18 protein-coding genes, 1 tRNA gene and 2 pseudogenes are annotated in these 22048 nt (G+C 62.8%); 7 read left to right on the top strand and 14 right to left on the bottom strand.

Annotated features, from left to right (window positions below):
- Positions 1 to 24: 24 nt before the first annotated feature.
- Positions 25 to 1062: a DUF1338 domain-containing protein gene (locus tag OKW45_RS14510; RefSeq protein ID WP_429469102.1), complete on the bottom strand. Its 1038-nt coding sequence runs from the start codon at positions 1060 to 1062 to the stop codon at positions 25 to 27.
- Positions 1063 to 1186: 124 nt separating this feature from the next.
- Here OKW45_RS14510 and OKW45_RS14505 point away from each other — a divergent pair, with 124 nt between their 5' ends.
- Positions 1187 to 2119 carry a LysR substrate-binding domain-containing protein gene (locus OKW45_RS14505; protein WP_429469099.1) on the top strand — a complete coding sequence of 311 codons (933 nt, stop codon included), beginning with the start codon at positions 1187 to 1189 and terminating at the stop codon, positions 2117 to 2119.
- 57 nt (positions 2120 to 2176) lie between these two features.
- On the opposite strand, the gene OKW45_RS14500 is transcribed toward OKW45_RS14505, so the two are convergent.
- Positions 2177 to 3304 (bottom strand): 4-hydroxyphenylpyruvate dioxygenase family protein, encoded by a 1128-nt coding sequence (locus OKW45_RS14500; RefSeq protein WP_429469096.1) that lies wholly within the window; start codon positions 3302 to 3304, stop codon positions 2177 to 2179.
- Positions 3305 to 3574: 270 nt separating this feature from the next.
- Positions 3575 to 4597: a pca operon transcription factor PcaQ gene (gene pcaQ, locus OKW45_RS14495; protein ID WP_429469093.1), complete on the bottom strand. Its 1023-nt coding sequence runs from the start codon at positions 4595 to 4597 to the stop codon at positions 3575 to 3577.
- 111 nt (positions 4598 to 4708) lie between these two features.
- Here pcaQ and pcaH point away from each other — a divergent pair, with 111 nt between their 5' ends.
- Together pcaH and pcaG are read left to right on the top strand one after the other, a co-directional pair.
- On the top strand, positions 4709 to 5413 hold the full coding sequence (gene pcaH, locus OKW45_RS14490; RefSeq protein ID WP_429292037.1) for a protocatechuate 3,4-dioxygenase subunit beta: 705 nt from the start codon (positions 4709 to 4711) through the stop codon (positions 5411 to 5413).
- A gap of 3 nt (positions 5414 to 5416) precedes the next feature.
- Positions 5417 to 6004 carry a protocatechuate 3,4-dioxygenase subunit alpha gene (pcaG, locus tag OKW45_RS14485; protein WP_429469089.1) on the top strand — a complete coding sequence of 196 codons (588 nt, stop codon included), beginning with the start codon at positions 5417 to 5419 and terminating at the stop codon, positions 6002 to 6004.
- A 96-nt stretch (positions 6005 to 6100) separates the two neighbouring features.
- On the opposite strand, the gene OKW45_RS14480 is transcribed toward pcaG, so the two are convergent.
- Complete coding sequence (locus OKW45_RS14480; protein ID WP_018424205.1) at positions 6101 to 6367, bottom strand: H-NS family nucleoid-associated regulatory protein; 267 nt, start codon at positions 6365 to 6367, stop codon at positions 6101 to 6103.
- A gap of 475 nt (positions 6368 to 6842) precedes the next feature.
- On the opposite strand from OKW45_RS14480, the gene OKW45_RS14475 reads away from it, so the two are divergent.
- A complete protein-coding gene (locus OKW45_RS14475; RefSeq protein WP_018424204.1) occupies positions 6843 to 7481 on the top strand; it encodes a LysE family translocator in 639 nt (212 codons plus the stop codon).
- 81 nt (positions 7482 to 7562) lie between these two features.
- Here the strand turns inward: OKW45_RS14475 and OKW45_RS14470 are convergent, their stop codons facing one another.
- Positions 7563 to 9197: an acyl-CoA synthetase gene (locus OKW45_RS14470; protein WP_429469086.1), complete on the bottom strand. Its 1635-nt coding sequence runs from the start codon at positions 9195 to 9197 to the stop codon at positions 7563 to 7565.
- A gap of 165 nt (positions 9198 to 9362) precedes the next feature.
- Here OKW45_RS14470 and OKW45_RS14465 point away from each other — a divergent pair.
- Positions 9363 to 9944: pseudogene (locus tag OKW45_RS14465) on the top strand (Crp/Fnr family transcriptional regulator); the annotation flags it as partial.
- Positions 9945 to 9962: 18 nt separating this feature from the next.
- Here OKW45_RS14465 and OKW45_RS14460 read toward each other — a convergent pair.
- Positions 9963 to 10319, bottom strand: a complete 357-nt coding sequence (locus OKW45_RS14460; protein WP_429469083.1) for a transposase — start codon at positions 10317 to 10319, stop codon at positions 9963 to 9965.
- A gap of 194 nt (positions 10320 to 10513) precedes the next feature.
- Between OKW45_RS14460 and OKW45_RS14455 the strand changes: the two are divergent.
- Positions 10514 to 11054 (top strand): annotated as a pseudogene (locus OKW45_RS14455) (porin); the annotation flags it as partial.
- 153 nt (positions 11055 to 11207) lie between these two features.
- Here OKW45_RS14455 and OKW45_RS14450 read toward each other — a convergent pair.
- The 8 genes from OKW45_RS14450 to OKW45_RS14415 all read right to left on the bottom strand — a co-directional run bounded on the left by OKW45_RS14450 (position 11208) and on the right by OKW45_RS14415 (position 20787).
- The gene (locus OKW45_RS14450; RefSeq protein ID WP_429469081.1) at positions 11208 to 12353 is read right to left on the bottom strand and encodes a porin; all 1146 of its coding nucleotides are present in this window, start codon (positions 12351 to 12353) and stop codon (positions 11208 to 11210) included.
- Between the two features lie 895 nt (positions 12354 to 13248).
- Complete coding sequence (locus tag OKW45_RS14445) at positions 13249 to 13419, bottom strand: hypothetical protein (protein WP_429469078.1); 171 nt, start codon at positions 13417 to 13419, stop codon at positions 13249 to 13251.
- 465 nt (positions 13420 to 13884) lie between these two features.
- A tRNA-Ile gene (locus OKW45_RS14440) sits at positions 13885 to 13972 on the bottom strand.
- A 153-nt stretch (positions 13973 to 14125) separates the two neighbouring features.
- Positions 14126 to 16516, bottom strand: a complete 2391-nt coding sequence (gene rpoD / locus OKW45_RS14435) for an RNA polymerase sigma factor RpoD (RefSeq protein ID WP_084754380.1) — start codon at positions 16514 to 16516, stop codon at positions 14126 to 14128.
- Between the two features lie 91 nt (positions 16517 to 16607).
- A complete protein-coding gene (dnaG, locus tag OKW45_RS14430; RefSeq protein WP_429469076.1) occupies positions 16608 to 18485 on the bottom strand; it encodes a DNA primase in 1878 nt (625 codons plus the stop codon).
- 117 nt (positions 18486 to 18602) lie between these two features.
- A complete protein-coding gene (locus OKW45_RS14425; RefSeq protein ID WP_090808418.1) occupies positions 18603 to 19049 on the bottom strand; it encodes a GatB/YqeY domain-containing protein in 447 nt (148 codons plus the stop codon).
- 240 nt (positions 19050 to 19289) lie between these two features.
- Positions 19290 to 19502 (bottom strand): 30S ribosomal protein S21, encoded by a 213-nt coding sequence (rpsU, locus tag OKW45_RS14420; RefSeq protein WP_018424196.1) that lies wholly within the window; start codon positions 19500 to 19502, stop codon positions 19290 to 19292.
- Positions 19503 to 19551: 49 nt separating this feature from the next.
- Positions 19552 to 20787 carry a BaiN/RdsA family NAD(P)/FAD-dependent oxidoreductase gene (locus OKW45_RS14415; protein WP_429469073.1) on the bottom strand — a complete coding sequence of 412 codons (1236 nt, stop codon included), beginning with the start codon at positions 20785 to 20787 and terminating at the stop codon, positions 19552 to 19554.
- 145 nt (positions 20788 to 20932) lie between these two features.
- Here OKW45_RS14415 and tsaD point away from each other — a divergent pair, with 145 nt between their 5' ends.
- The gene (gene tsaD / locus OKW45_RS14410; protein ID WP_429469071.1) at positions 20933 to 21961 is read left to right on the top strand and encodes a tRNA (adenosine(37)-N6)-threonylcarbamoyltransferase complex transferase subunit TsaD; all 1029 of its coding nucleotides are present in this window, start codon (positions 20933 to 20935) and stop codon (positions 21959 to 21961) included.
- The last annotated feature ends 87 nt before the right edge of the window (positions 21962 to 22048 follow it).

The raw sequence follows: 22048 nt of genomic DNA, 5'->3' as shown, positions 1-22048 counted from the left end.
CGGCGCTAGCGCCGCCGTATGCGCTCAGGCCGCCTGGCTCGCGGTCATCCGGAAGATGCCCTGTGCGTTGCCCGCGTCGAAACGCAGGTCCGTTTCCCAGCGGCGCGCGTCCTGATCGAAACTGCGCTTGCGCGTAATGAGTTCGAAGAACGAGCCCGGCACGTCGCGCGTGACGACGCTGCCGTCGGCCGCGCGAAATTCACGCTGCACGACATCCGCGCGATACGCGGTCTGGAACACGCGCCCGGAACGCGAATGCTCGACTTCGGGCTTCATCGGCCGACCCTTCGCCTTCTGTTCGTCCGACAGCTTGAAGACGTCCGCGACGCGATCGGTCGCGTGATTGAACGCGTTACCTTCGGTAGCGATCCACGCCATCTCCGCCGATTCCTTCAACAATACTTCGTAATCGGCTTCGTGTGGCATCTCGTGCTGACGCGCGAACGCAGCGACGATCACCGGTAGCAACTCGTGCGCCGCATCGAGCGGCAGCACGCCATCGCGTTCGAGTTCCCACAAGAGGCCGTGAGCGCGCGGCGTCAACGGATCGCGCGAGGCACCGATCACGTTCGTCACCGCCTGCTGGAACGCCGCCGAAAAACGCTCCGGGTGCAGTTCGCTGACGAAGAACTGCGCGATCTCGTCGGCGGCGTCCTTCTGCGCCCACGCGCGGCCGGTCATGCCGAGACGATCGAGCGGGTAACGGCCGTTGATCCGAAAACCGAGCGGCCGCAGGATGCGCGCGAACGCGGCCTCGCCGGGCGGCAGCGCGCCGCTGTACGGCCAGCGCACGGTGCGCAGCGCGCCATGATCGAAGTACACGCTACCGCCGGCGACGATGGTTTCCTCCGTATAGCGGCGGCCGTTTTCCGAGCGCGCGAGCAGATCGTCGAACAGCGCCATGTTCATCGCCTGTGCGAGTTCGGCGCGCGTGACGCTGCCGCTCTCCCACTCGTTCAACACATGCGGATGATTCAGCGTCGCAAAAAGGCGCGCGGCTTTCTCCGCGCCCAGCAGCTTCAACAGCAGTTGTTCGACGTTCGCATTCTTCAAGTTTCGCATCCGGCTTCTCCACGCTATACGTTGAGCGCTGCACGAGCGCCTCATAACGGGCGAGATTATTCAAAACGCTCTGCGCCCCGTAAAGCGAGATAAACTCGCGACTTGATGCGTTTTTGGAATTAACGTGCGAAAGTTCAAGATTCCCAACATGGGCGCGCTGCTCGCGTTCGAAGCCGCCGCGCGGCACCAGAGCTTCACGCATGCGGCGCGCGAACTGTTCCTCACCGAAAGCGCGGTGTCGCGACAGATCAACACGCTCGAAAGCAATCTCGGTGTGCGGCTGTTCGTGCGCGTCAAGCAACGCGTGGTGCTGACGCGCGCGGGCAAGGTCTATAGCGCGCAGGTGAGACGCTCGCTCGAACACCTCGATCGCGACACGCTATCGATCATCGCGCACGGCAGCGGCGGCGGCTATCTGGAACTCGCGGTATTGCCGACGTTCGCATCGCAATGGCTGATTCCGCGCATGGCCTCGTTCCATGAACAATACCCCGAGGTGCGCGTGAACATGGGCGTGCGTACCGCGACGTTTCCGTTCGCCGAGACGCATTTCGAAGCGGCGATTCACTACGGCAAGCCGACTTGGCCGGGTACGTCGGCGGATTTTCTGTTTCGCGAGGAAGTGGTGCCGGTCTGCGCGGCGAGTCTGCTGAAGCGGCCGGTCCGCAACCTCGCCGAATTACTTCACTATCCGCTGCTGCATTCGACGACGCGACCCGATGGCTGGGCGACCTGGTTCGCGAATTTCGGCGTCGACGACAACCGCACGATGCAGGGCGTGCGCTACGAATTGCACACGATGCTGATCAGCGCGGCCGCGGCCGGACTCGGCATTGCGCTGGTACCGCGCTTTTTCGTCGACACGCAGTTGCGGCAGTTCGGTCTCGTGATTCCGTTCGATACGCCCGCGCTCGCCGAGGCCGCGTACTACCTTGTCTATCCGACCGAGCTGAGTCACGGCAAGCCGCTCGCGAGTTTCCGCGAGTGGCTGCTGCGCGAGGCCGCCGCATACGGCGCGATTTATCCGGAGTTGGTGGAGCGGCCCGAGGGGGCGTGAGGTGACGAAAGCCGCATGCGTGAGTGATCCAATCACGCATGCGACTACGCGCAGTATTCAGCTGCCGGTGCGCGCCTGGGCCAATGCGGCGAGATTGCCTTCGCCGAAGCCATGATGTCCCTGGCGCTGCACGATCTCGAAGAAAATCTCGCCGGCGCGGCGGCGCACGAAGGTCTGGAAAAACAGCAGCGGCACGCCGTCCGCGCCGATCTCGCCATCTACGAGCACATGCGTGCGCCGCAGTCGTTCGACATCGAGCCCGTGGCCCGGCAAACGTGCATCGAGCTGCTCGTAGTAGCGCGGCGGCGGCTCAACGAATTCGACGCCGTTCGCGAGCAGACGCTCGACGCAGGCGAGGATGTCGTCGGTGGCGAGCGCAATGTGCTGCACGCCTTCGCCCGGATGATCGGGCAGATACTCGTGCATCAGGTTCGTCCGGCCCGTGCCTTCCTCGTACAGCGGCACGCGGATCGCGCCGCACGGCGACACCATCACGCGCGATTCCGCCGCCACGTGCCAGTTGGCGTGCAACTCGTGGATCTCGCGGAAATTCAGCAGGTCGCGATAGAAGTCGATCCACTCCTGCATGCGGCCTTCACCAACGGTTTGCGTCAGATGGTCAACCGCGATGAGGCCGCTGCCCGCGTGATTCAGATCGGCTGCGGCCGTGTCGATTTCGACGGGCCGGAAGTCGATGTCGAAGATCGAGATATCGCCGAGGCCGCCGCGCTGACCGCCTTGCCCGCGCCAACGATCGACGAAATAGATGTGCGAATCGCCGATGCCTTGAATGGCCGGGATCAACAGTTCGCCGGCACCGAGGCGTTCGCCTTCGAACGCCCACGCGCCGAGTTCCACCGCGCGTTCGAACGCGCGCTGTGCGTCGGCGACGCGAATCCCGATCGCGCAGATGCCGACCCCGTATTCTTCCGCGTAGCGTGCCGCGAACGAATCGGGCTCCGCGTTGATCAGAAAATTCATCTCGCCCTGTCGATACAGCGTCACATCCTTGCTGATATGACGCGCAATCGCCTTGAAGCCGAGCCGCGTGAAGGTCTCGCCGAGCGCCTGCGGATCGCGCGCGGCGAACTCGACGAACTCGAGGCCCGCCGTGCCGAGCGGATTGTGCTCCGGCGCCAATACGGCGCGCTGCGCGGCCTCTGGAGTGGGCAAGTCGCTGGGCATGGCAATCTCCTTGTACGGTCTTTCGATGCGGGGCCGGTCTTTCCGGGTTCGGCGCGAAGTGTTCCGGTCGTTCGCGAGGGGCTGCGTGGTGCGTGCTCGCTCGTGGCGCGCACGCGGCGTGCCGCAGGAACAACGGTCTGTGGCGGCTTTCGCACCGTGTTTTTACACCGGGTCGCGGGGCATTCGCAAGCTTCCTTTTGTACTGGTTGGTTCATATGTCGAACGGAACGCCGCTGGTGCTCGCGGGCATGCGTGCGGCAGGCGGGCGTATCAGTCGAGCGGCGCGTCCCCTGGGCTGCCTTTGCGCGCCGTTTTGCCGACGGCTTTACCGATGCCTTTGCCCGCATCCTTGCCCGACACCGCCGCCATTCTGCCCCGCGCGACCTCGCGCACCGCCTCGATGAACGCGCGTCCCACCGCCGAAGGCTGTGTATCCGAGCGACGAATCAGCCCCACCGGCTCGCCGGTGCCCGCAAACGGCAGCGGCAAGCGCACCAGCATGCCGTGTGCGAGTTCGTATTCGACCGCGCTTTGCGGCACGAACCATACCGCGCCGTTTTCGAGCGTCAGCGCGCGCCCCGTGGATACCGACAACACCTCGACGAACGCCGACAACGGCGGCACGCCCCACGCGCTGAGCAGGCTCTCGGCCGATTGGCGGATCAGCGTGCCGAACGGCGGCAGCACGATCGGAAATTCCTCCAGCGACGTGGCGGGCAATGCCTTCCCTTGCGCTAGCGGATGCCCGGCGCGCACGACCGCGATCAGCGGCTCGGTAAACAGTTGCTCGAAACTCAGGCCGACCATCCGCTCCGGGTCCGCGAGGCGGCCGATCGCCAATTCGATCGACCCCGCTTTCAGGCGTTCGAGCAATTCCGGATTTGCGCCGGTCGCGAGGCGCACGATTACGCGCGGCCACTGCGTCGCGAACTGTCTCAGCACGGGCGGTACCAGCACCGCGGCGACAGTGGGCAGCACACCGACTTCGAGCGTCGCGGCGGCCGCGCCCTCGGCCCGCGCAAGCAGATCGACGCCCTGGCGAAGCGCGCTCACGCAGGCGCTCGCGTGCGGCATGAAAAGCTGCCCCTCGCGCGTCGGCACCGCGCCGTGACGGCCGCGCTCGAACAGCTTCACGCCGAGAATGGTCTCCAGCTCGGCGACCGTCTTCGATACCGCCGGCTGCGTGATGGACAAACTGTCCGCCGCCCGCTGGACGCTACCGAACTGCGCGACGGCCAGAAAGCACTGGAGATGACGGAATTTGACGCGGCTATCCGCGAGACTGCGTTGCATAACGGAAGGTTATACGAAACGGGCAAAAACGTCATTTTTCATAACCGCACGTTTTGTATAAAGTGCCAGTCATAACGTCGCATCCCCCGATTCCTCCAACGGAGACACCTCATGGAAGATTCAATCCTTTCGCCGCGAGATTTCGCGTCCCATCCCGAGTACATCTATCCGCCGTACGGTTCGTCGGTCAAACGCGGTCCGTCGCGTCCGCTGATTCCGCTGAAGGAACGGCTGCGCGACCAGCGCGTGCCGGTCTACGGCACCGACGACCTCGACCCGCTCGACAGCGACCTGACCCGCAACGCGGTGCGCAATGGCGAACCGCTCGGCGAGCGCATCATCGTGACGGGCCGCGTGCTCGACGAAGGCGGCCGCCCGGTGCGCAACACGCTGGTGGAAGTCTGGCAAGCGAATGCCGCCGGCCGCTATGTGCACAAGGCCGACCAGCACGACGCGCCGCTCGACCCGAACTTCCTCGGCGCGGGCCGCTGCATCACCGACAACGAAGGACGTTACCGCTTCATGACCATCAAGCCGGGTGCGTATCCGTGGGGCAACCATCCGAACGCCTGGCGTCCGCAGCACATCCATTTCTCGCTATTCGGCGACCACTTCGGCTCGCGTCTCGTCACGCAGATGTACTTTCCCGGCGATCCGCTGCTCGCATTCGACCCGATCTACCAGGGCACGCCCGAGCACGCCCGTGAGCGCATGATCTCGAAGTTCTCGCTCGACACCACGCAAGAGGCCTACGCGCTCGGCTACGATTTCGACATCGTGCTGCGCGGCCCGAACGAAACCCCGATGGAGCGCTAAGCCATGACGACTCTCAAGCAAACGCCTTCGCAAACCGTTGGTCCGTACTTCGCCTACGGTCTTTGCCCGCAGCAATACGATTTCGACTTCAAGAGCCTGTTCACGAACGTTCTGGCCGACATGGAAGCGGCCGGCGAGCACATCACGATCGTCGGTCAGGTGTTCGACGGCGACGGCAAGGTGATCGGCGACGCGATGATCGAGATGTCGCAAGTCGACTCGAACGGCCACTATCCGGAATCGCGCGAAGAAATCCTGAAGACCGGCTTTCACGGCTTTGCGCGCGTCGGTACGGGCACGGATCCGCACAAGCGCTTCATCGTCGAGACGGTGAAGCCGGGCCGCGCGAATCCCGACGAAGCGCCGCACATCGACGTAATCCTGACGATGCGCGGCATGCTGCTGCACACGTTCACCCGCATCTATTTCGAGGACGAAGCGCAGGCGAACGAGCAGGACGCCGTGCTCGCGTCGGTGCCGGCCGAGCGCCGTAATACGCTGATCGCGCGCCGCGTTGCCGGTACGGCCAACGTGTATCGCTTCGACATCCACATGCAGGGCGAGCAGGAAACCGTGTTTTTCGACCTGTGATGCGCGATTCGTCGCGAGACTCCGAGCAGTAAAGATCGAGCCCGCCTTGCGCGGGCTTTTTTTCGCACGGCCGTTTCGCGGTGCGCCTGCGCGCGCTCAGCAGCGGAAATGATCGATGCTTTGTCCGGCGTGAATCGCGCGCGCGAGCCACGCCGGTTTATCGCCGCGACCGTCCCACTTGTTACCGAACGCGTCGCGATACAGCACCGCGGCCACGGCGTTCGCATCGGCTTCGAGCGATTCGGACAGCGCTTCGAGTGTGATGCCGTGGTCGTCCATGCGTCGGCGGATCCACGCGATCATGCGCTCGCGCAGGTTCTCGTCGCGTTCGAACAGTCGATGTTGTCCTTCTCGTTCTTTCATAACGTATTGGTGTCGCAGCTCTTGCTGGCATTAGACAAACGGGCAACTCGCATGACAACACGAGGCTCGTGCGTAATTCAATTTGAATGGAAGCAATTCGACGAATTCACGCGATCCATGCAAATGCGTGAAAACCCGCATTTGCAAGTGATGCCTGTCAGATCCTGAATTAAAGCGCCTGAGTTGAAGCGCTGGAATCAAGCGAATCGGCTACTCGAAAGATCGGCGTGGCTCGAATTGCGCCGGTGTTTCGCGTCGCGCGTCGCCTCGTTGTGACGAGGGAGCTTCCGCGTATGGAAAGTCATTCTAGCATTCGATGTATTTTGCCCGCAGCAAAGAACTTTTTCTAATTGCACTGATTGCACGGCTTCCGAGTTTTCGGTATTCGTGGCTTCCTCCGCGCAATTGGCGGACAATGCGAGACCCGGTATTCGCCAGAACTTCTGGCAACGGCCCGACATCAGGAGACATGACCATGCCCGCCTCGACCGCCATCCTCACGATCCTCGCCGCGCTGCTATTGGGCGCGATGAGTCCGGGGCCCAGCTTCGTCATCGTCGCACGCAATGCGATCGGTCTGTCGCGCGGCGACGGTCTTGCGACAGCGCTCGGCATGGGCATCGGCGGTGTGTTTTTTAGCGGCATAGCGCTGCTCGGGCTCTATACGCTGCTCGCGACGGTCGAATGGCTCTACGTCGGGCTGAAAGTGGCCGGCGGCGTCTACCTGGTCTATCTGGCGTCGAAAATCTGGCGCGGCGCCGCCAAGCCGCTCGCATTCAGCGAAACGCAAACCGGCAGCGGCGGCAATCCGCGCAAGTCGTTCTGGATCGGCTTGAGCACGCAGCTCAGCAATCCGAAAACGGCTGTCTATTACGGCAGCATCTTCGCTGCGCTGCTGCCGCAGCATCCGCCGGTGTGGTGCTATTTCGCGCTGCCGCCGGCGATCTTCGCGATCGAGGCGGGCTGGTACACGATCGTCGCACTGTGCTTTTCGAGCCAACGGCCGCGCGAAATCTATCTGCGCTGGAAGGCGTGGATCGATCGCATCGCCGCGAGCGCGGTGACCGCGCTGGGCCTGCGGCTGATTTTTAACGCGCACAAGATGGGAATTTGACGGCAACACGAAGCGGCGCGCACCGTCGTGACTCGATGCGCGCCACTCGCGCCGCCCTGAATCAGCGGTAATCGCAGCGCGTTACCCTTTCCCCTCCGCCTTGATCTGCGCGCGCAACTCGAACTTCTGGATCTTCCCCGTCGACGTCTTGGGCAACTCGCCAAAGCGCACCGCCTTCGGCAACTTATAGCCGGCCAGAAACAGCCGGCAATGCGCGATGATTTCCTCCTCGGTCACCTGCGCGCCTTCCTTCAACTCGATGAACGCGCACGGCACCTCGCCCCACTTCGGATCGGCCATCGCGACCACCGCCGCCACCGACACCGCAGGATGCCGGTACAGCGTGTCCTCAACCTCGATGCTCGAAATGTTCTCTCCGCCCGAAATGATAATGTCCTTGCTGCGGTCGCGGATGCGGATATAGCCGTCGGCCGTGCGCACGCCGAGATCGCCGGTATGGAACCAGCCGCCTTTGAAAGCAGCTTCGGTCGCGCGCTCGTTCTTCAGATAGCCCTTCATGCAGATGTTACCGCGAAACATGATCTCGCCGATCGTTTCGCCGTCGTCCGGCACGGGCGCGAGCGTGTCCGGATCGAGCACCGCGACCGCCGCCTGCAGGTGATAACGCACGCCCTGGCGCGCGGTCAGGTCGGCGCGGATTTGATCGTCGAGCGCGTCCCATTCGTCCTGCTTCGCGCAGACGGCCGCCGGCCCGTAGGTTTCGGTAAGCCCGTACACGTGCGTCAGATCGAAGCCGATCTGCTTCATCTTCGCGATCACCGCGGGCGGCGGCGCGGCGCCCGCGACCATCGTCGACACGCGATGCGTGATGCCCCCACGCCATTCGGCCGGCGCATTGACGAGCGAACTCTGCACGATCGGCGCGCCGCAGTAATGCGTGATGTGTTCGCGGCGAATCAACTCGAACACCATCTTCGCGTCGAACTTGCGCAGACAGACGTTGACGCCCGCGCGGGCGGCCACCGTCCAAGGAAAGCACCAGCCGTTGCAGTGGAACAGCGGCAACGTCCACAGATAGACCGCGTGCTTCGGCATGTCCCATTCGAGGATGTTGCTCAGCGCGTTCAGATATGCGCCACGGTGATGGTAGACGACGCCCTTCGGGTCACCGGTCGTGCCCGATGTGTAGTTCAGCGCGATCGCGTCCCATTCGTCGGCGGGCGGAGTCCACTTGAAGGAAGGGTCGCCGGTTTGCAGGAACTGCTCGTAGTCCGTCGCGCGAATGAACTGCGCAGCGTCGGCGGGCTGCGCGTCGGCCACGCTGATCACGCGGAGCTCCGGGAATTCTAGCGCCGCGCGATGTGCGAACTCGCCGTATTCGGTGTCGACGATCAGCGCCTTCGCCTCACCGTGGCGCAGCATGAACAGCAGCGTCGCGACGTCGAGCCGCGTGTTCAGTGTATTCAGCACGGCGCCGGCCATCGGCACGCCGAAGTGCGCCTCGACCATCGGCGGGATGTTCGGCAGCAGCGCGGCGACCGTGTCGCCGCGGCCGATGCCGGCCTCGCGCAGTGCGCTCGCGAGCCGCCGCGCACGCTCATAGGTCTCGCGCCAGTTGCGCCGGATCTCCCCATGGACGATCGCGAGCCGCTCGCCATACACTTGCGCTGCGCGCACGAGGAAATCGATCGGCGTCAACGGGACATAATTGGCCTCGCGCCGCCCGAGGCCTTCGTCGAACATGTGCAGTGTCATTGCTTCGTCTCCTGAGGCGCGAGCCGCGCCGCCGATTGTTGTGATCGTGTTCTATGAATGAACCAGGGCCTAGCCTAGCAATTGTCATCATCAACTGTCTGTAATTCAAATGACAGAGTGGCGCCACTGACGCCCCGCCTTGACCTGGCTCACGCCGAGCACTTTGAAGGCGGTGCGTGGATCGCCCGTCGCCAGCAACTGTCCGACGATTGGTTCGGCGTGCACTCGGGGCTCATCAAGCTCGCTATCTGCAACGCGTCGGGCCGCAGCTGCACGCTGTCGGGGGTACCGCCGGGCGGCTGGTTTGGCGAAGGCAGCGTGATCAAGCGCGAATTGCGCAAATACGACGTGGCCGCGATTCGGCCGTCGCTCGTGATGTTCGTGCCGTCCGCGACCTTCCATACCTCACTCGAATCGAGTCTGCCATTCACAGGCTTCGTGATCCGGCAATTGAACAACCGGATGGAGGAATTCATCGCGTCGATCCAGAATAGCCGGCTGCTCGACATGGACGCGCGCGTCGCGCAATCGCTCGCGTAGCTTTTCAATCCGGATCTGTATCCGGACACAGGTCGCACACTGGCGATCTCACAGGAAGAAGTCGGTCTGCTCGCGGGAGCGTCGCGGCAGCGCATCAATCAGGCGCTGCAGAACCTCGGGAAGCTGCGGATTTTGCGACTGTCGTATAACCGGATCGAGGTGCTCGATCTCGAGCGGCTGGCTGCGAACGGGCGGGAACAGATCTAGCGGCGCGACTGACGCTCCCTACCCGGCGCGCACGCCGCCCTTGCGCGTCGCGCGCGTTTCGAGAGCGTCGTCGGTCTTGAACAGCGCGAGCATGATCGCGCTCAACACGCCCGTTTTTTTCCAGCGCAGATAGTAGCGATGCGCGGTCTGGTACGGGACGTAGTGCTCGGGCATTGCGCTCCACGGCGCGCGCGTGTGCAGCACCCACATCACGCTATTGAGCACGTGGCGAATTTCGATCGGCGGACGACCAAGGCGCGGGCCGTCATCATGCAAGGTTTCAGGTAACAGCGGCGCGACCCGCTGCCATTGCTCGTCGGTCAGCTCCTGAACGACTGGCGAGGTCGCGATGGATTCGGAAGATGGACTATTCATGCGTGAAAGCGCACGCGTAAAACGCGTGCTGGCGTCGCTCCGAAAGTCGTGTCGATACGTCAATTCGCTCGAGACTACTCGAAACTTGCCCAGGACAAAGTCAACTTTTGTCACCAAGAACGGTGCAATTGTCGAAAATTGCGACAGGTTATTGCGCGAAAGCGCTGATGGCGCTGCGCGAGCGTTGATCTATCATCGGCGCGGGCAACATGTACGGCTTCACGCTGTCGTACGTGGCGGGTCCGCTATCGGTCGCGGCCGGCGTGCAGCCGAACAGCGACAACAGCAATCACAAGCAGAGCATCTTCAACGCGAACGCGGTCTATGCGTTCAGCTCGACGAAGCTGTACGTCGGCTATCTGCATTCGAAGGACGACACCGGCTTCGTCGACAGCGCGCTCGCGCAGCAGACGCTCGTGCCGGGCGTCGATATCGTCAAGGGCTCGGGTCGCATCGACAACGGACCGTTCGCCGGCGTCACGTGGCAGGCCACGCGCGCTGACGCTGACGGGCGCCGCGTACTACGACGACATGTCGAACGCGGCGATCGGCGCTGGTCGGCTCGGCAGTGGCTATCGCTACACGTTCGTCGCACTGGCCGAGTATGCGCTGTCGAAGCGCACCGAGGTGTACGGCACCGTCGATTTCGACAAGGTGTCGGGCGCGGCGTCGGTCGAACTGCCGGGCCGCGACAACCAGACCGGCGTTGCGCTAGGTTTGCGGACAATCTTCTAAATCGCTTCACGTCGTGATGGCAAAACGGGCGTCCCCAGGGACGCCCGTTTTTTTCGCCTCGCATACGGAAACCGGCTCACCGGTCTGCCGCGCGCATAAAAAAAGGTGCCGCGAACGGCACCTTTCTGTACTACACGCAGCTTCTGCTGAAGCTTAGAAGCGGTGACGCAGACCGACCGTAGCAGCCGTCTGGTTCTTCGACGACGAGGTCGGAACCGTGTTGTCGCCGCTGTAGATCGAAGCCACGCCGCCGTCACCCATTGCGTGCTGGTACACAGCCTGAGCGTAGACGTCGGTGCGACGCGACAGCGAGTAGTCAGCCTGCAGGCCGATCTGGTGGTAACGGGTCTTCATGTCGTTACCGTCGGCGTTGATGCCGTAGCCGCGCGCATCGGTGAACGTGTACGCGACGCCGAGAGCCATAGCCGGGGTCACGTTGTACTTGCCGTTGATTTCGTAGTTGTTGGTGTGGCCTTGACGCTGACCAGGAGCTGCACCAACCAGGTTGTCGACGCGCGATTGCGTCCAGGCCACGCCAACCAGCGCCGGGCCGAAGCCGTACGAAGCGCCTGCGCCGAACTGACGCTGACGGAAGTTGCCTTGCAGCACGCCCGCGGTGTTCGCCAGAACGCCGTCCGATGCGCCGCTTGCGTTAGCAGCCGGGTTGTTTTGCTGAGCGTAGGCAGCACCGAGGTGCAGGCCTTGCCACTGGTATGCGGCGCCCAAGCTGTACTGACGGTTGTTTGCGAAGCCACCAGCCTGGTTCGAGAAGCCGTACGTGCCGCCGAACGTGAAGCCAGCGTAGTTAGCGCTCGAGTACTTGACCGAGTTGTTGACCGACAGACCACCGTTGGTGTTCAGGTTGTCGTTGTTGAACGGGTGCGCGAAGTACGTGCCGCCCCAGCTGCCCGTTGCGGTCAGCGGTGCGAGGTAGTCCTGCGCTGCGTCGTACTGGCGACCCAGCGTGACCGTACCGAATTGCGAGCTCGACAGACCGACGAAGGCCTGACGGTTGAACATGCCGTTGTTGTTAGCGAACTTGCCGTTGTTGATGTTGAAGCCGCTTTCCAACGTGAAGATTGCCTTCAGACCGCCGCCCAGATCTTCCGAACCACGCAGGCCGAACATGCTCTGGTTGATGCCGCCGCTACCTGCTGCCCACTTGGAGTTGTGGGCAACGTTGCTGGTGTACGTCAGACCTGCGTCGAGCAGACCGTACAGGGTCACGCTGCTTTGTGCGTGAGCAGCGACCGAAGCGAACGATGCGGCAGCCGCAACGACGATGAGACTCTTTTTCATGGGAACTCCAATTCGAAAAATTTATACGGGGAGCAGGACCCGCCTCAGCAGCCGATGCATCGCATTTGCCGCCACCCGCTTGGCCGAACCGTAGGGATCGACCGGGCACCCTTGAAGCGAAGCGTGAGTGTAGGGGGACACCCTGGTACCGACGCAGGTAATTCACGCAACAGGATTTTTCGAAATTCGCAACAATGTTGGTGCCGATAGGTATAACTTCTTGTTTTTCCATCGTTTATTGCAAGATCTAGGTGCCGGATCGCCAGCTCTAGCCAAAACGAATTTGCAACGCGTCAATATCCTAAGTTGTGCGTTTGCAACAGTACTTTAATACGCGTGACGTAATCGGGTCGGAGCAAGTTGACGAAAAGACCGGCCGATATTTTTTGTAATCGAATGGTGGAAGGGACGGTTTTCCGCGTCGTTTGAGATTTATTTTCGGAGCGCCGGAACTTAATAGAGTTAATGCAGTCTTCCTCGCGAATACACCAATTAATGGTTTCCGGCGGGGCGATTAACTCGTCGACTCACCAAGACGGCTTATTCACCTAGTCTTTATTGACCGACGCAAACAATCGCCGCCGCCCCGGGCAGCGCAAGGGTCCGGGCTCGCCGCGTCGAATCAGCATTCAGTATTGAGACACTGCCATTGCGGCGGTCTTCTAATTGCTCGCTTTAGCGAGCACCCTCTGTCACGCCTCTATAAGATGCGCGCGCGATTCAAAAAAGCCTTCAGCACGGGCGTTGCCCGGAGGTAAATTGCGACGCCGGCCGCCGCGTGACAAGGCCCGCGCTGAAAGCGGACGGCGTGCATCAACAAGCCTTCCGCATTCAATCAACGGCGGGGTGGCGCCCGTTTTTACACGGATTTTCCCTGATTACGCGTGACCACCGCTTATGGTTTGCGCGGAGCGCGCTTAAGCGCCTCCTCGTCCTCGGGCGAGGAGCCCGGCGCGAGCGGGTCGGTGTCGGGCGGTGTGTGGGGCAACGGACGCGGCTCGCCGTTGGGTTCCTCGAGCGGCTGATTAGGAGGCGCGGCGGGATCGATGGTTGGATCGGTTTGCATGACGGCCTCCAGGTGAATGGGACGGTTTCCCTACGTTGGATGCGCAACGGCTATTCCCGCGATCGCGTGCGGCGCTCGATGAACGGCGAGGCAGGCGCCGCTTTCAGCCGCCCGAACGTGCGAGCACCGCGCCGCCCAGCTCGCTTAGCCACGCCGTCTGTAGAAATTGCGCTGACTCGAAACGGAATTTGCAACGCCCGACAACTCAGTGACCCTCCGGGCGCGAGTTCGCCACCTCATCGGACGATGCTGTGAGGAACGGCTCCAGCCCGAATAGCCATGCGAAACAGAATGCGACCCGCGTCAGCGCTCGCACTGGACGCTGCGGCAGGTCTTCATTGGCTTCGTCGAGCGACGCGGCTGGCAGGGGTTGAAGCTGGTCACTGGGTCTCCCAGCTGAGGCTGGCCGAAGGCCGCCCAAAAACAAAAAGGGTTCCGGAATTCGGAACCCTTTTTTCGATACTTTGGTGGGCCGGGTGGGATTCGAACCCACGATGTCCTTTCGGAGGTGGATTATGAGTCCACTGCCTGCAACCAACACGGCGTCCAGCCCAAGAAAAAAGACCCGGTCGTGAAGGCCGGGCCCGTTTCGTCGATTGGCCGACATACTACACGAAAAAGGAGCCTCCGCAACCGCTTCGCTTCGGCGAAACGACCGGGAGGCCCCTTTGATCGCATCATTTGCGGCCAACCGCGGCCGTCGCCGTCAATTCCCTTCGAGGAATGACTTCAGCTTGTCCGAACGGCTCGGATGACGCAGCTTGCGCAGCGCCTTCGCCTCGATCTGGCGAATCCGCTCACGCGTCACGTCGAACTGTTTACCGACTTCTTCGAGCGTGTGATCCGTGCTCATCTCGATACCGAAACGCATGCGCAACACCTTCGCTTCGCGCGGCGTCAGCGAATCGAGCACGTCCTTCACGACGTCGCGCATACTCGCGTGCAACGCCGCATCCGCCGGGGCGACCGTGTTCGTATCTTCGATGAAGTCGCCCAGATGAGAATCGTCGTCGTCACCGATCGGCGTTTCCATCGAGATCGGCTCCTTCGCGATCTTCATGATCTTGCGGATCTTGTCTTCCGGCATTTCCATCTTCTCGGCGAGCGTCGCCGGATCCGGCTCGAGACCGGTTTCCTGCAGGATCTGACGCGAGATGCGGTTCATCTTGTTGATCGTTTCGATCATGTGAACCGGAATCCGGATCGTGCGCGCCTGGTCGGCGATCGAACGCGTAATGGCCTGGCGGATCCACCACGTCGCATACGTGGAGAACTTGTAGCCACGACGGTATTCGAACTTGTCCACCGCCTTCATCAGGCCGATGTTGCCTTCCTGAATCAGGTCGAGGAACTGCAGACCGCGGTTCGTGTACTTCTTCGCGATCGAGATCACGAGACGCAGGTTGGCCTCGGTCATCTCGCGCTTCGCCTGGCGCGCCTTCAGTTCGCCAGCCGCCATCTGACGGTTGGTTTCCTTCAGGTCCTTCAGCGGCAGCACCACGCGCGCCTGCAGATCGAGCAGACGTTGCTGCTGTTCGCGGATCGCCGGAATGTTGCGCGTGAGTATCGCGCTATACGCGTGACCTTCGGCGACGATCTTGCCGGCCCATTCGAGGTCCGTCTCGCTGCCCGGGAAACGCGCGATGAATTCCGCACGCGGCATGCCGCACTTGTCGACGACCGTATGCAGGATCTGACGCTCGACCTGACGCACTTCATCCACCTGCGCGCGCAGGGTGTCGCACAGACGCTCGACGGTACGCGCGGTGAAGCGGATCGTCATCAGCTCGTTCTGGATGGTTTCCTGCGCCTTCAGATACGACTTGGACTTGTAGCCTTCCTTCTCGAACGCGCGACGCATCTTGTCGAACCATTCGCTGATCGACGCGAATCTTTCGAGCGACGCGCGCCGCAGCGCTTCGAGCTGCGCGGCGTTGGCGGTGGCTTGCGCCGCGCCATCGTCTTCTTCCTCGTCCTCTTCGTCCTCTTCCTCGGCTTCCTCGTCTTCATTCTCGATCGCTTCCGCCTCCTGCGCGGAGAAGCCGTCGGCGTCTTCCGCGTCGGCGTCGATCAGACCGTCGACAAGTTCGTCGATGCGCGCTTCGTCGTTGGCGACGCGCTCGGCCATCGCGAGAATGTCGGCGATCGTGGTCGGGCACGCGGAAATGGCCATCACCATGTGCTTCAGGCCATCTTCGATGCGCTTCGCGATTTCGATTTCGCCTTCACGCGTAAGCAGCTCCACCGTGCCCATTTCGCGCATGTACATACGCACGGGATCGGTGGTGCGGCCAAATTCGGAGTCGACGGTGGACAGCGCGACTTCGGCTTCCTCTTCGACTTCGTCGTCTGACGAAGCTGCGGGCGCGTTGTCGTTGAGCAGCAGCGTTTCAGCGTCCGGGGCCTGTTCGTAGACCGCGACGCCCATGTCGTTGAACGTGCTGATGATGCCTTCGATCGCCTCGGTCTCGGTGAAGTTGTCCGGCAGGTGATCGTTGATTTCAGCGTACGTGAGGAAGCCGCGCTCCTTGCCGAGCTTGATCAGGGCGCGCAGCTTGGAGCGACGCTCCTCGAGTTCCTCCACCGTGCCGGGCTGCGACGACGCGAACGCATCCTTCAGCAGCGCTTTTTCCTTTGCACGACGGTCGCGAGCCTTGACCTTCTCCGGCTTGCCCGGTGCGGCGGCAGCGGTTTCTTCGGCCTGGGTTGCATCGTCATCGACGGGTACTTCATTCAGCTTTTTCGTCATGGAGTTCGCCGTACCGGCTGTAGTCTCGATCCCCGGCTGTTGGACAACAGCCGGTTGAACCGTGGATACTGAAGTCACGCGCGCTACCGCATCGTCCTGAACGGCAGCCGCTTCCCTTGCGCTTCTGACACCAGCCCGCTTGGCAGCCGGCGGTGCTACAGCTTTCGCCGCCCGAACCGGTGCGGCCTGCGCGGCCGCAGTGGTCGACGACTTCTTCCCGGCAGCCGGTGCAACGCTGACAGCAGACGGTCTTCTGGCGGTTGCAGTCAGCTTGGCTTCGGTAACTTTTCCGGTGCGCTCTTTAGCGCGTGAGCCCGTTGTCTGATTTCCGCCTGTCGTCTTTGCCATCGCATCGCCTTTCGCCTTTGCTAGGAAAACCCTTGAAAAAACAAACCGCTAGAAACTTTTGATTATACCACCCGAGGTTTCGGCCTCTCCGCTACAACCCGAGTTGACGCTTCATGTCGGCCCGCTTCCGGTTGAGCTCCGAAAACTCGGCAAACTCTTCCGGCGTATGCCGCGACTGTCGCGAAAGCTGTTCGAGACGATCGCAATAAGCGTCGTATCGCATCTTCAAAATCGCGGCTTTCAGCTCCTCGCCGACAATTCGTTCCTGCTCGCGCCGTTCCTCGATGACGGCCGCGTCCTGCGGGTCTTTCAGCAGCAAATCCCGGACGTTTTCATCATAGTCTAGAATTTTGCGAAAGATTTCCTCGAAAGTTGGGGCGTTCGCGCCATTTCGCAAGAGATCGGACAACAACTGGAACGCTGCCGAATCGCCGAGGGCTCGCGCGTGCGTCGTCACTTCCGCGAACAGTTCGCCGTGCCGGGTTACGGTGAGCAGCGCCTCTTCGGCCTCTTCGTCGAGCATCGCGACCGTGCGCGGATACATCACCAGATTGCGCAGCGTCTTTTCCTCGATGCCGGTCACGCTGCGCCGGTCCTTGCGGGCCGGCGCCCCGCGCGCCGCGGCCGCGATCCGCGCATCGACTTCGCAAAGCGCCGCGACTTCGCTGAACGGCACATCGAGCCGGTCGGCGAACATATGCATGATCTGCGCGCGCAGCGCATTGGCCGGCAACGCCTGCAGCAGCGGTTTCGCGTCGAACAGCGCGCGGGCCTTGCCTTCGGGCTGATCGAGCTCCTTGCCGGTCAACACCTCATTGAGCATGAACTGCGACAACGGCATCGCCCGTTCGACCTGCTCGGCGAAAGCCTCGGTGCCGAACTCGCGCACGTAGCTGTCGGGATCATGCTCGCTGGGCAGGAACAGGAAACGGATCGTCCGGTTGTCGGCGGCATGCGGCAGGCACGCATCGAGCGCGCGACGCGCGGCGCGCCGGCCGGCCGCGTCGCCGTCGAAACTGAAGATGACCGTATCGGTCTGGCGCATCAGTTTCTGCACATGAATCGGCGTGCAAGCGGTGCCGAGGGTCGCGACCGCGTTCTGGAAGCCCAATTGGGCCAGCGCGACCACGTCCATATAACCTTCGACGACCAGCACGCAATGTTGCTCTCGAATCGCAAGACGCGCCTCGAACAGCCCGTACAGCTCGCTGCCCTTGTTAAATAGCGGCGTTTCGGGTGAATTCAAATACTTTGGCTCGCCGCCGTCGAGCACGCGGCCACCGAAGCCGATCACCTGCCCTTTGACATTGCGGATCGGGAACATGATCCGCTCGCGAAAGCGGTCGTAGCGGCGGTTCTGACCCTGCGCGTCCGACTTTTCGCTGACGATCACGAGACCCGCGTCGACCAGCGCGTCGTCGCGATAGTTCGGAAACGCCGCCTCGAGGTTTTGCCACCCTTCCGGCGCATAGCCGAGACCGAAGCGCGCGGCGATTTCGCCAGTCAGGCCGCGCTTCTTCAAATATTGGATCGCGCCCGGCGCACCGCGCAGTTGCTTACGGTAGTAGTCGCAGGCGGTCTGCATGAGATCGGACAGCGCGGTTGTGACGGCCTTCGATGCCGCCGGCGCGTAGCCGCTGCCAGCTCCGCCACCGCCGCCGCCATATCCGGAAGAAGGCTCGTTCGGCACGGTGAGACCCACCGATTGCGCGAGCTCGTTGACCGCTTCGGGAAACGACGCACCCACGTGTTCCATCAGGAAACCGATGGCCGTGCCATGCGCACCGCAGCCGAAGCAGTGATAAAACTGTTTAGTCGGACTAACCGTAAACGAGGGGCTCTTCTCGTTGTGAAACGGGCACAGCCCCATGAAGTTCGCGCCGCCCTTTTTCAGCTGCACATACCGGCCGACCACGTCGACGATATCGACGCGGTTGAGCAGGTCCTGCAGGAATGACGGTGGGATCACAGTAAATGACGCTGCCTGGAAAGCTTCAAAATCCAAGCCCGGAGCCCGGGCTCGACACCGCGATCGGGTCCCGCGCCTCGCCTTCAGGAGGCGCGCGACCCGGACAAATCGACAGAGTTACTTAGCGAGCGCGGCCTTGACCTGTGCGGAGACGGCGGTCATGTCGGCGCGGCCGGCCAGCTTCGGCTTCAGCACGCCCATCACCTTGCCCATGTCCTGCGGGCCGGCAGCGCCGGTTTGCGCGACTGCCGCCTGCACCTCGGCAACGATTTCCGCTTCGGACATCTGCTCAGGCATGTACGCGGAAAGAATGGCCAACTCGGCCTTTTCCTTGTCCGCAAGATCCGTACGTCCTGCGGCCTCGAACTGGCTGATCGAATCCTTGCGCTGCTTGATCATCTTGTCGACGACGGAGGTTATGGCGGCGTCGTCGAGCGTGACCCGCTCATCGACTTCACGCTGCTTGATCGCGGCGAGCAGCAGGCGGATCGTCCCGAGACGTTCGGTCTCGCGCGCCCGCATGGCAGCTTTCATATCGTCGTTGATCCGGTCCTTGAGACTCATCACTCACCTGAATTGCGTTGAAAAGTTGAAAAACCGGCCGGTCGACGGCGGCGATACCGCCGCATCAGCACAAAAACCCGCTTGGGACTTCTTCCTCAAGCGGGTTGGGCAATATGCGTAGTGGATGCGACCCTGCCGGTTGGCCCGATGGGCCGGGTTTCCCGTGATGGCACCTGACGTGCCGCCATCGGCTTGGATGCTGCCGCGCCTCGTGCGAAGCGGAGCGCGGCAACGCCAGAATCAGTAGAGCTTCCTTGGCAGCATCTGGCCACGCAGACGCTTGAAATGACGCTTCACTGCCGCCGCTTTCTTGCGCTTGCGTTCGGCTGTGGGTTTCTCGTAAAACTCGCGAGCGCGAAGTTCCGTCAGTAAGCCGTTTTTCTCCATGGTGCGCTTGAAACGGCGCATGGCGACTTCGAACGGCTCATTGTCTTTTACGCGGATGGTCGTCATTTTTCAATAACGGAACTTTGTAAAGGTTCAGGAGTATAGCAGAGCTTTCTCACAAAGCCATTGCGCCGTCAAGCCCCCGGGCATATTCGGCCGCCGCCTCGCCCGCCGCGACACCCGACGCCCACGCCCACTGGAAGTTGTAGCCGCCGAGCCAACCGGTCACGTCGACCGCCTCGCCGATGAAGTAGAGGCCCGGCACCCGCGCGCTCATCATCGTGGTCGATGACAAACCGCGCGTATCGACCCCACCGCGAGTCACTTCGGCCTTGCGATAACCCTCGGTGCCGTTCGGCGTGAGGTTCCAGCGCGACAGAGCCTCACCGATGCGGCGCAGCGCCTTGTCCGGCAGATCGGCGACGCGAGCCTCGGCGGCCACCTGGTGAGTGTCGAGCCACACATGCGCGAGCCGCTGCGGCACCCATTCCGATAGCAGATTGGCGATCTGCCGCTTCGTGCCGTTTTTCGCGTCGATGAGCGCAGTCGCGGCGTCGCGCTCCGGCAGCAGATTGATGTGAATCGGCTCGCCGGGCTGCCAGTAGCTCGAGATCTGCAGCACGCCTGGGCCCGACAGGCCGCGGTGCGTGAGCAGCAGATCTTCGGTGAATTCGGCGCCGGTCTTCGTATTGCCAGTCGACAGCTGTACTTCAAGCGACACGCCCGATAGCGCCGCGAACGGCTCCCAGTCGGCCGGAGCGAAGGTCAGCGGAACCAGCGCGGGACGCGTGTCGATCAACTTGTGGCCGAACTGCCTGGCGATCCGGTATGCGAAATCGGTTGCGCCGATCTTCGGGATCGACAGACCGCCCGTCGCGATCACGAGCGCACGGGCGGCGATCGTGCCCGTCGTCGTGCCGAGCAGGAACTGTCCTTCGGCGTCCTGGCGCACCTCTTCGACCGACAGCGGCGTGCGCCATGCAACCCCACCGGCGTCGCACTCGTTCTTCAGCACGTCGATGACCGCGTCGCTCGACTGATCGCAGAACAGCTGGCCCTTGTGCTTCTCATGCCATGTCACGCGATGCTGCTTCAGCAACGCCATGAAATCGCGCGGCGTATAGCGCGCGAGCGCCGAGCGGCAAAAATGCGGATTCGCCGACAGATAATTGGCCGGCCCCGCATACAGATTCGTGAAGTTGCAGCGGCCACCGCCGGAAATACGGATTTTTTCCGCGAGACGCTGCGAGTGGTCGATCAGCGCCACACGCCGGCCGAGTTGACCGGCCACGGCCGCGCACATCATGCCGGCCGCGCCCGCGCCGATCACCGCGATATCGAAGGATTCCATGGGGCCGCATTGTACCTGCCGGGCCCGCGCATCCATGCCCGTGCTCTGCCGGCCGCCTGCGGCTGCCTGTCCGCGCTGGTATACTTTCAGGCTTACCTTCCACTTTCGGACGCGCGTCGCGCGCGGCCGTCTCAAGCGATTCATCATGCTCGTTCTCGGCATCGAAAGCTCCTGCGACGAAACCGGTCTCGCGCTCTACGACACGGAGCGCGGCCTGCTCGCGCACGCGCTGCATTCGCAGATTGCGATGCACCGGGAGTACGGCGGCGTCGTGCCGGAGCTTGCATCGCGCGACCATATCCGCCGCGCGCTGCCGCTGCTCGAAGAGGTGATGGACCGCGCCGGCGTCGCGCGCGGCGACATCGACGCGATCGCTTACACGCAAGGGCCCGGGCTCGCGGGCGCGCTGCTGGTCGGCGCGAGCGTCGCCAATTCGCTGGCGATGGCGTGGAACAAGCCGACCGTCGGCATTCACCATCTCGAAGGGCATCTGCTGTCGCCGCTGCTCGTCGACGAGCCGCCGCCGTTTCCGTTCGTCGCGCTGCTGGTCTCGGGCGGCCACACGCAGTTGATGCGCGTGACCGACGTCGGCGTCTACGAGACGCTCGGCGAGACGCTCGACGACGCCGCCGGCGAAGCCTTCGACAAAACCGCCAAGCTGCTGGGCCTCGGCTATCCGGGCGGCCCCGAAGTCTCGCGCATGGCCGAGTTCGGCACACCCGGGGCAGTCGTGCTGCCGCGCCCGATGCTACATTCCGGCGACCTCGATTTCAGCTTCAGCGGCCTGAAGACCGCCGTGCTCACGCACGCGAACCGGCTGGGCGGCGCGAACATCTGCGAGCAGGCCAAGGCCGACCTCGCGCGCGGTTTCGTCGATGCCGCCGTCGAAGTGCTGGCCGCGAAATCTCTAGCGGCGCTCAAGCGCACGAAGCTGAACCGGCTGGTGGTGGCGGGCGGCGTCGGCGCGAACCGGCAGTTGCGCGAAGCGCTGTCGGCCGCCGCGCAGAAGCGCAATTTCTACGTCCACTACCCGGACCTGTCGCTGTGCACGGACAACGGGGCGATGATCGCGCTGGCCGGCGCGCTGCGTTTGCAACGCTGGCCCGAACAGGCCGGCCACGACTACGCGTTCACCGTGAAGCCGCGTTGGGATCTGACGTCGCTCGCGCACTGAACCGCCGCCCCAAGAGGACAAAAAGCCGCTTTACAAGCGGCTTTTTTGCTTCAATGCTTTCGCAACGAACCGGCGTGGAGCGATCAG

It is taken from the genome of Paraburkholderia lebeckiae (assembly GCF_050436225.1).
In the GTDB taxonomy this organism is placed as follows: domain Bacteria; phylum Pseudomonadota; class Gammaproteobacteria; order Burkholderiales; family Burkholderiaceae; genus Paraburkholderia; species Paraburkholderia tuberum.
This window is presented reverse-complemented; position numbering and strand designations above follow the sequence as displayed.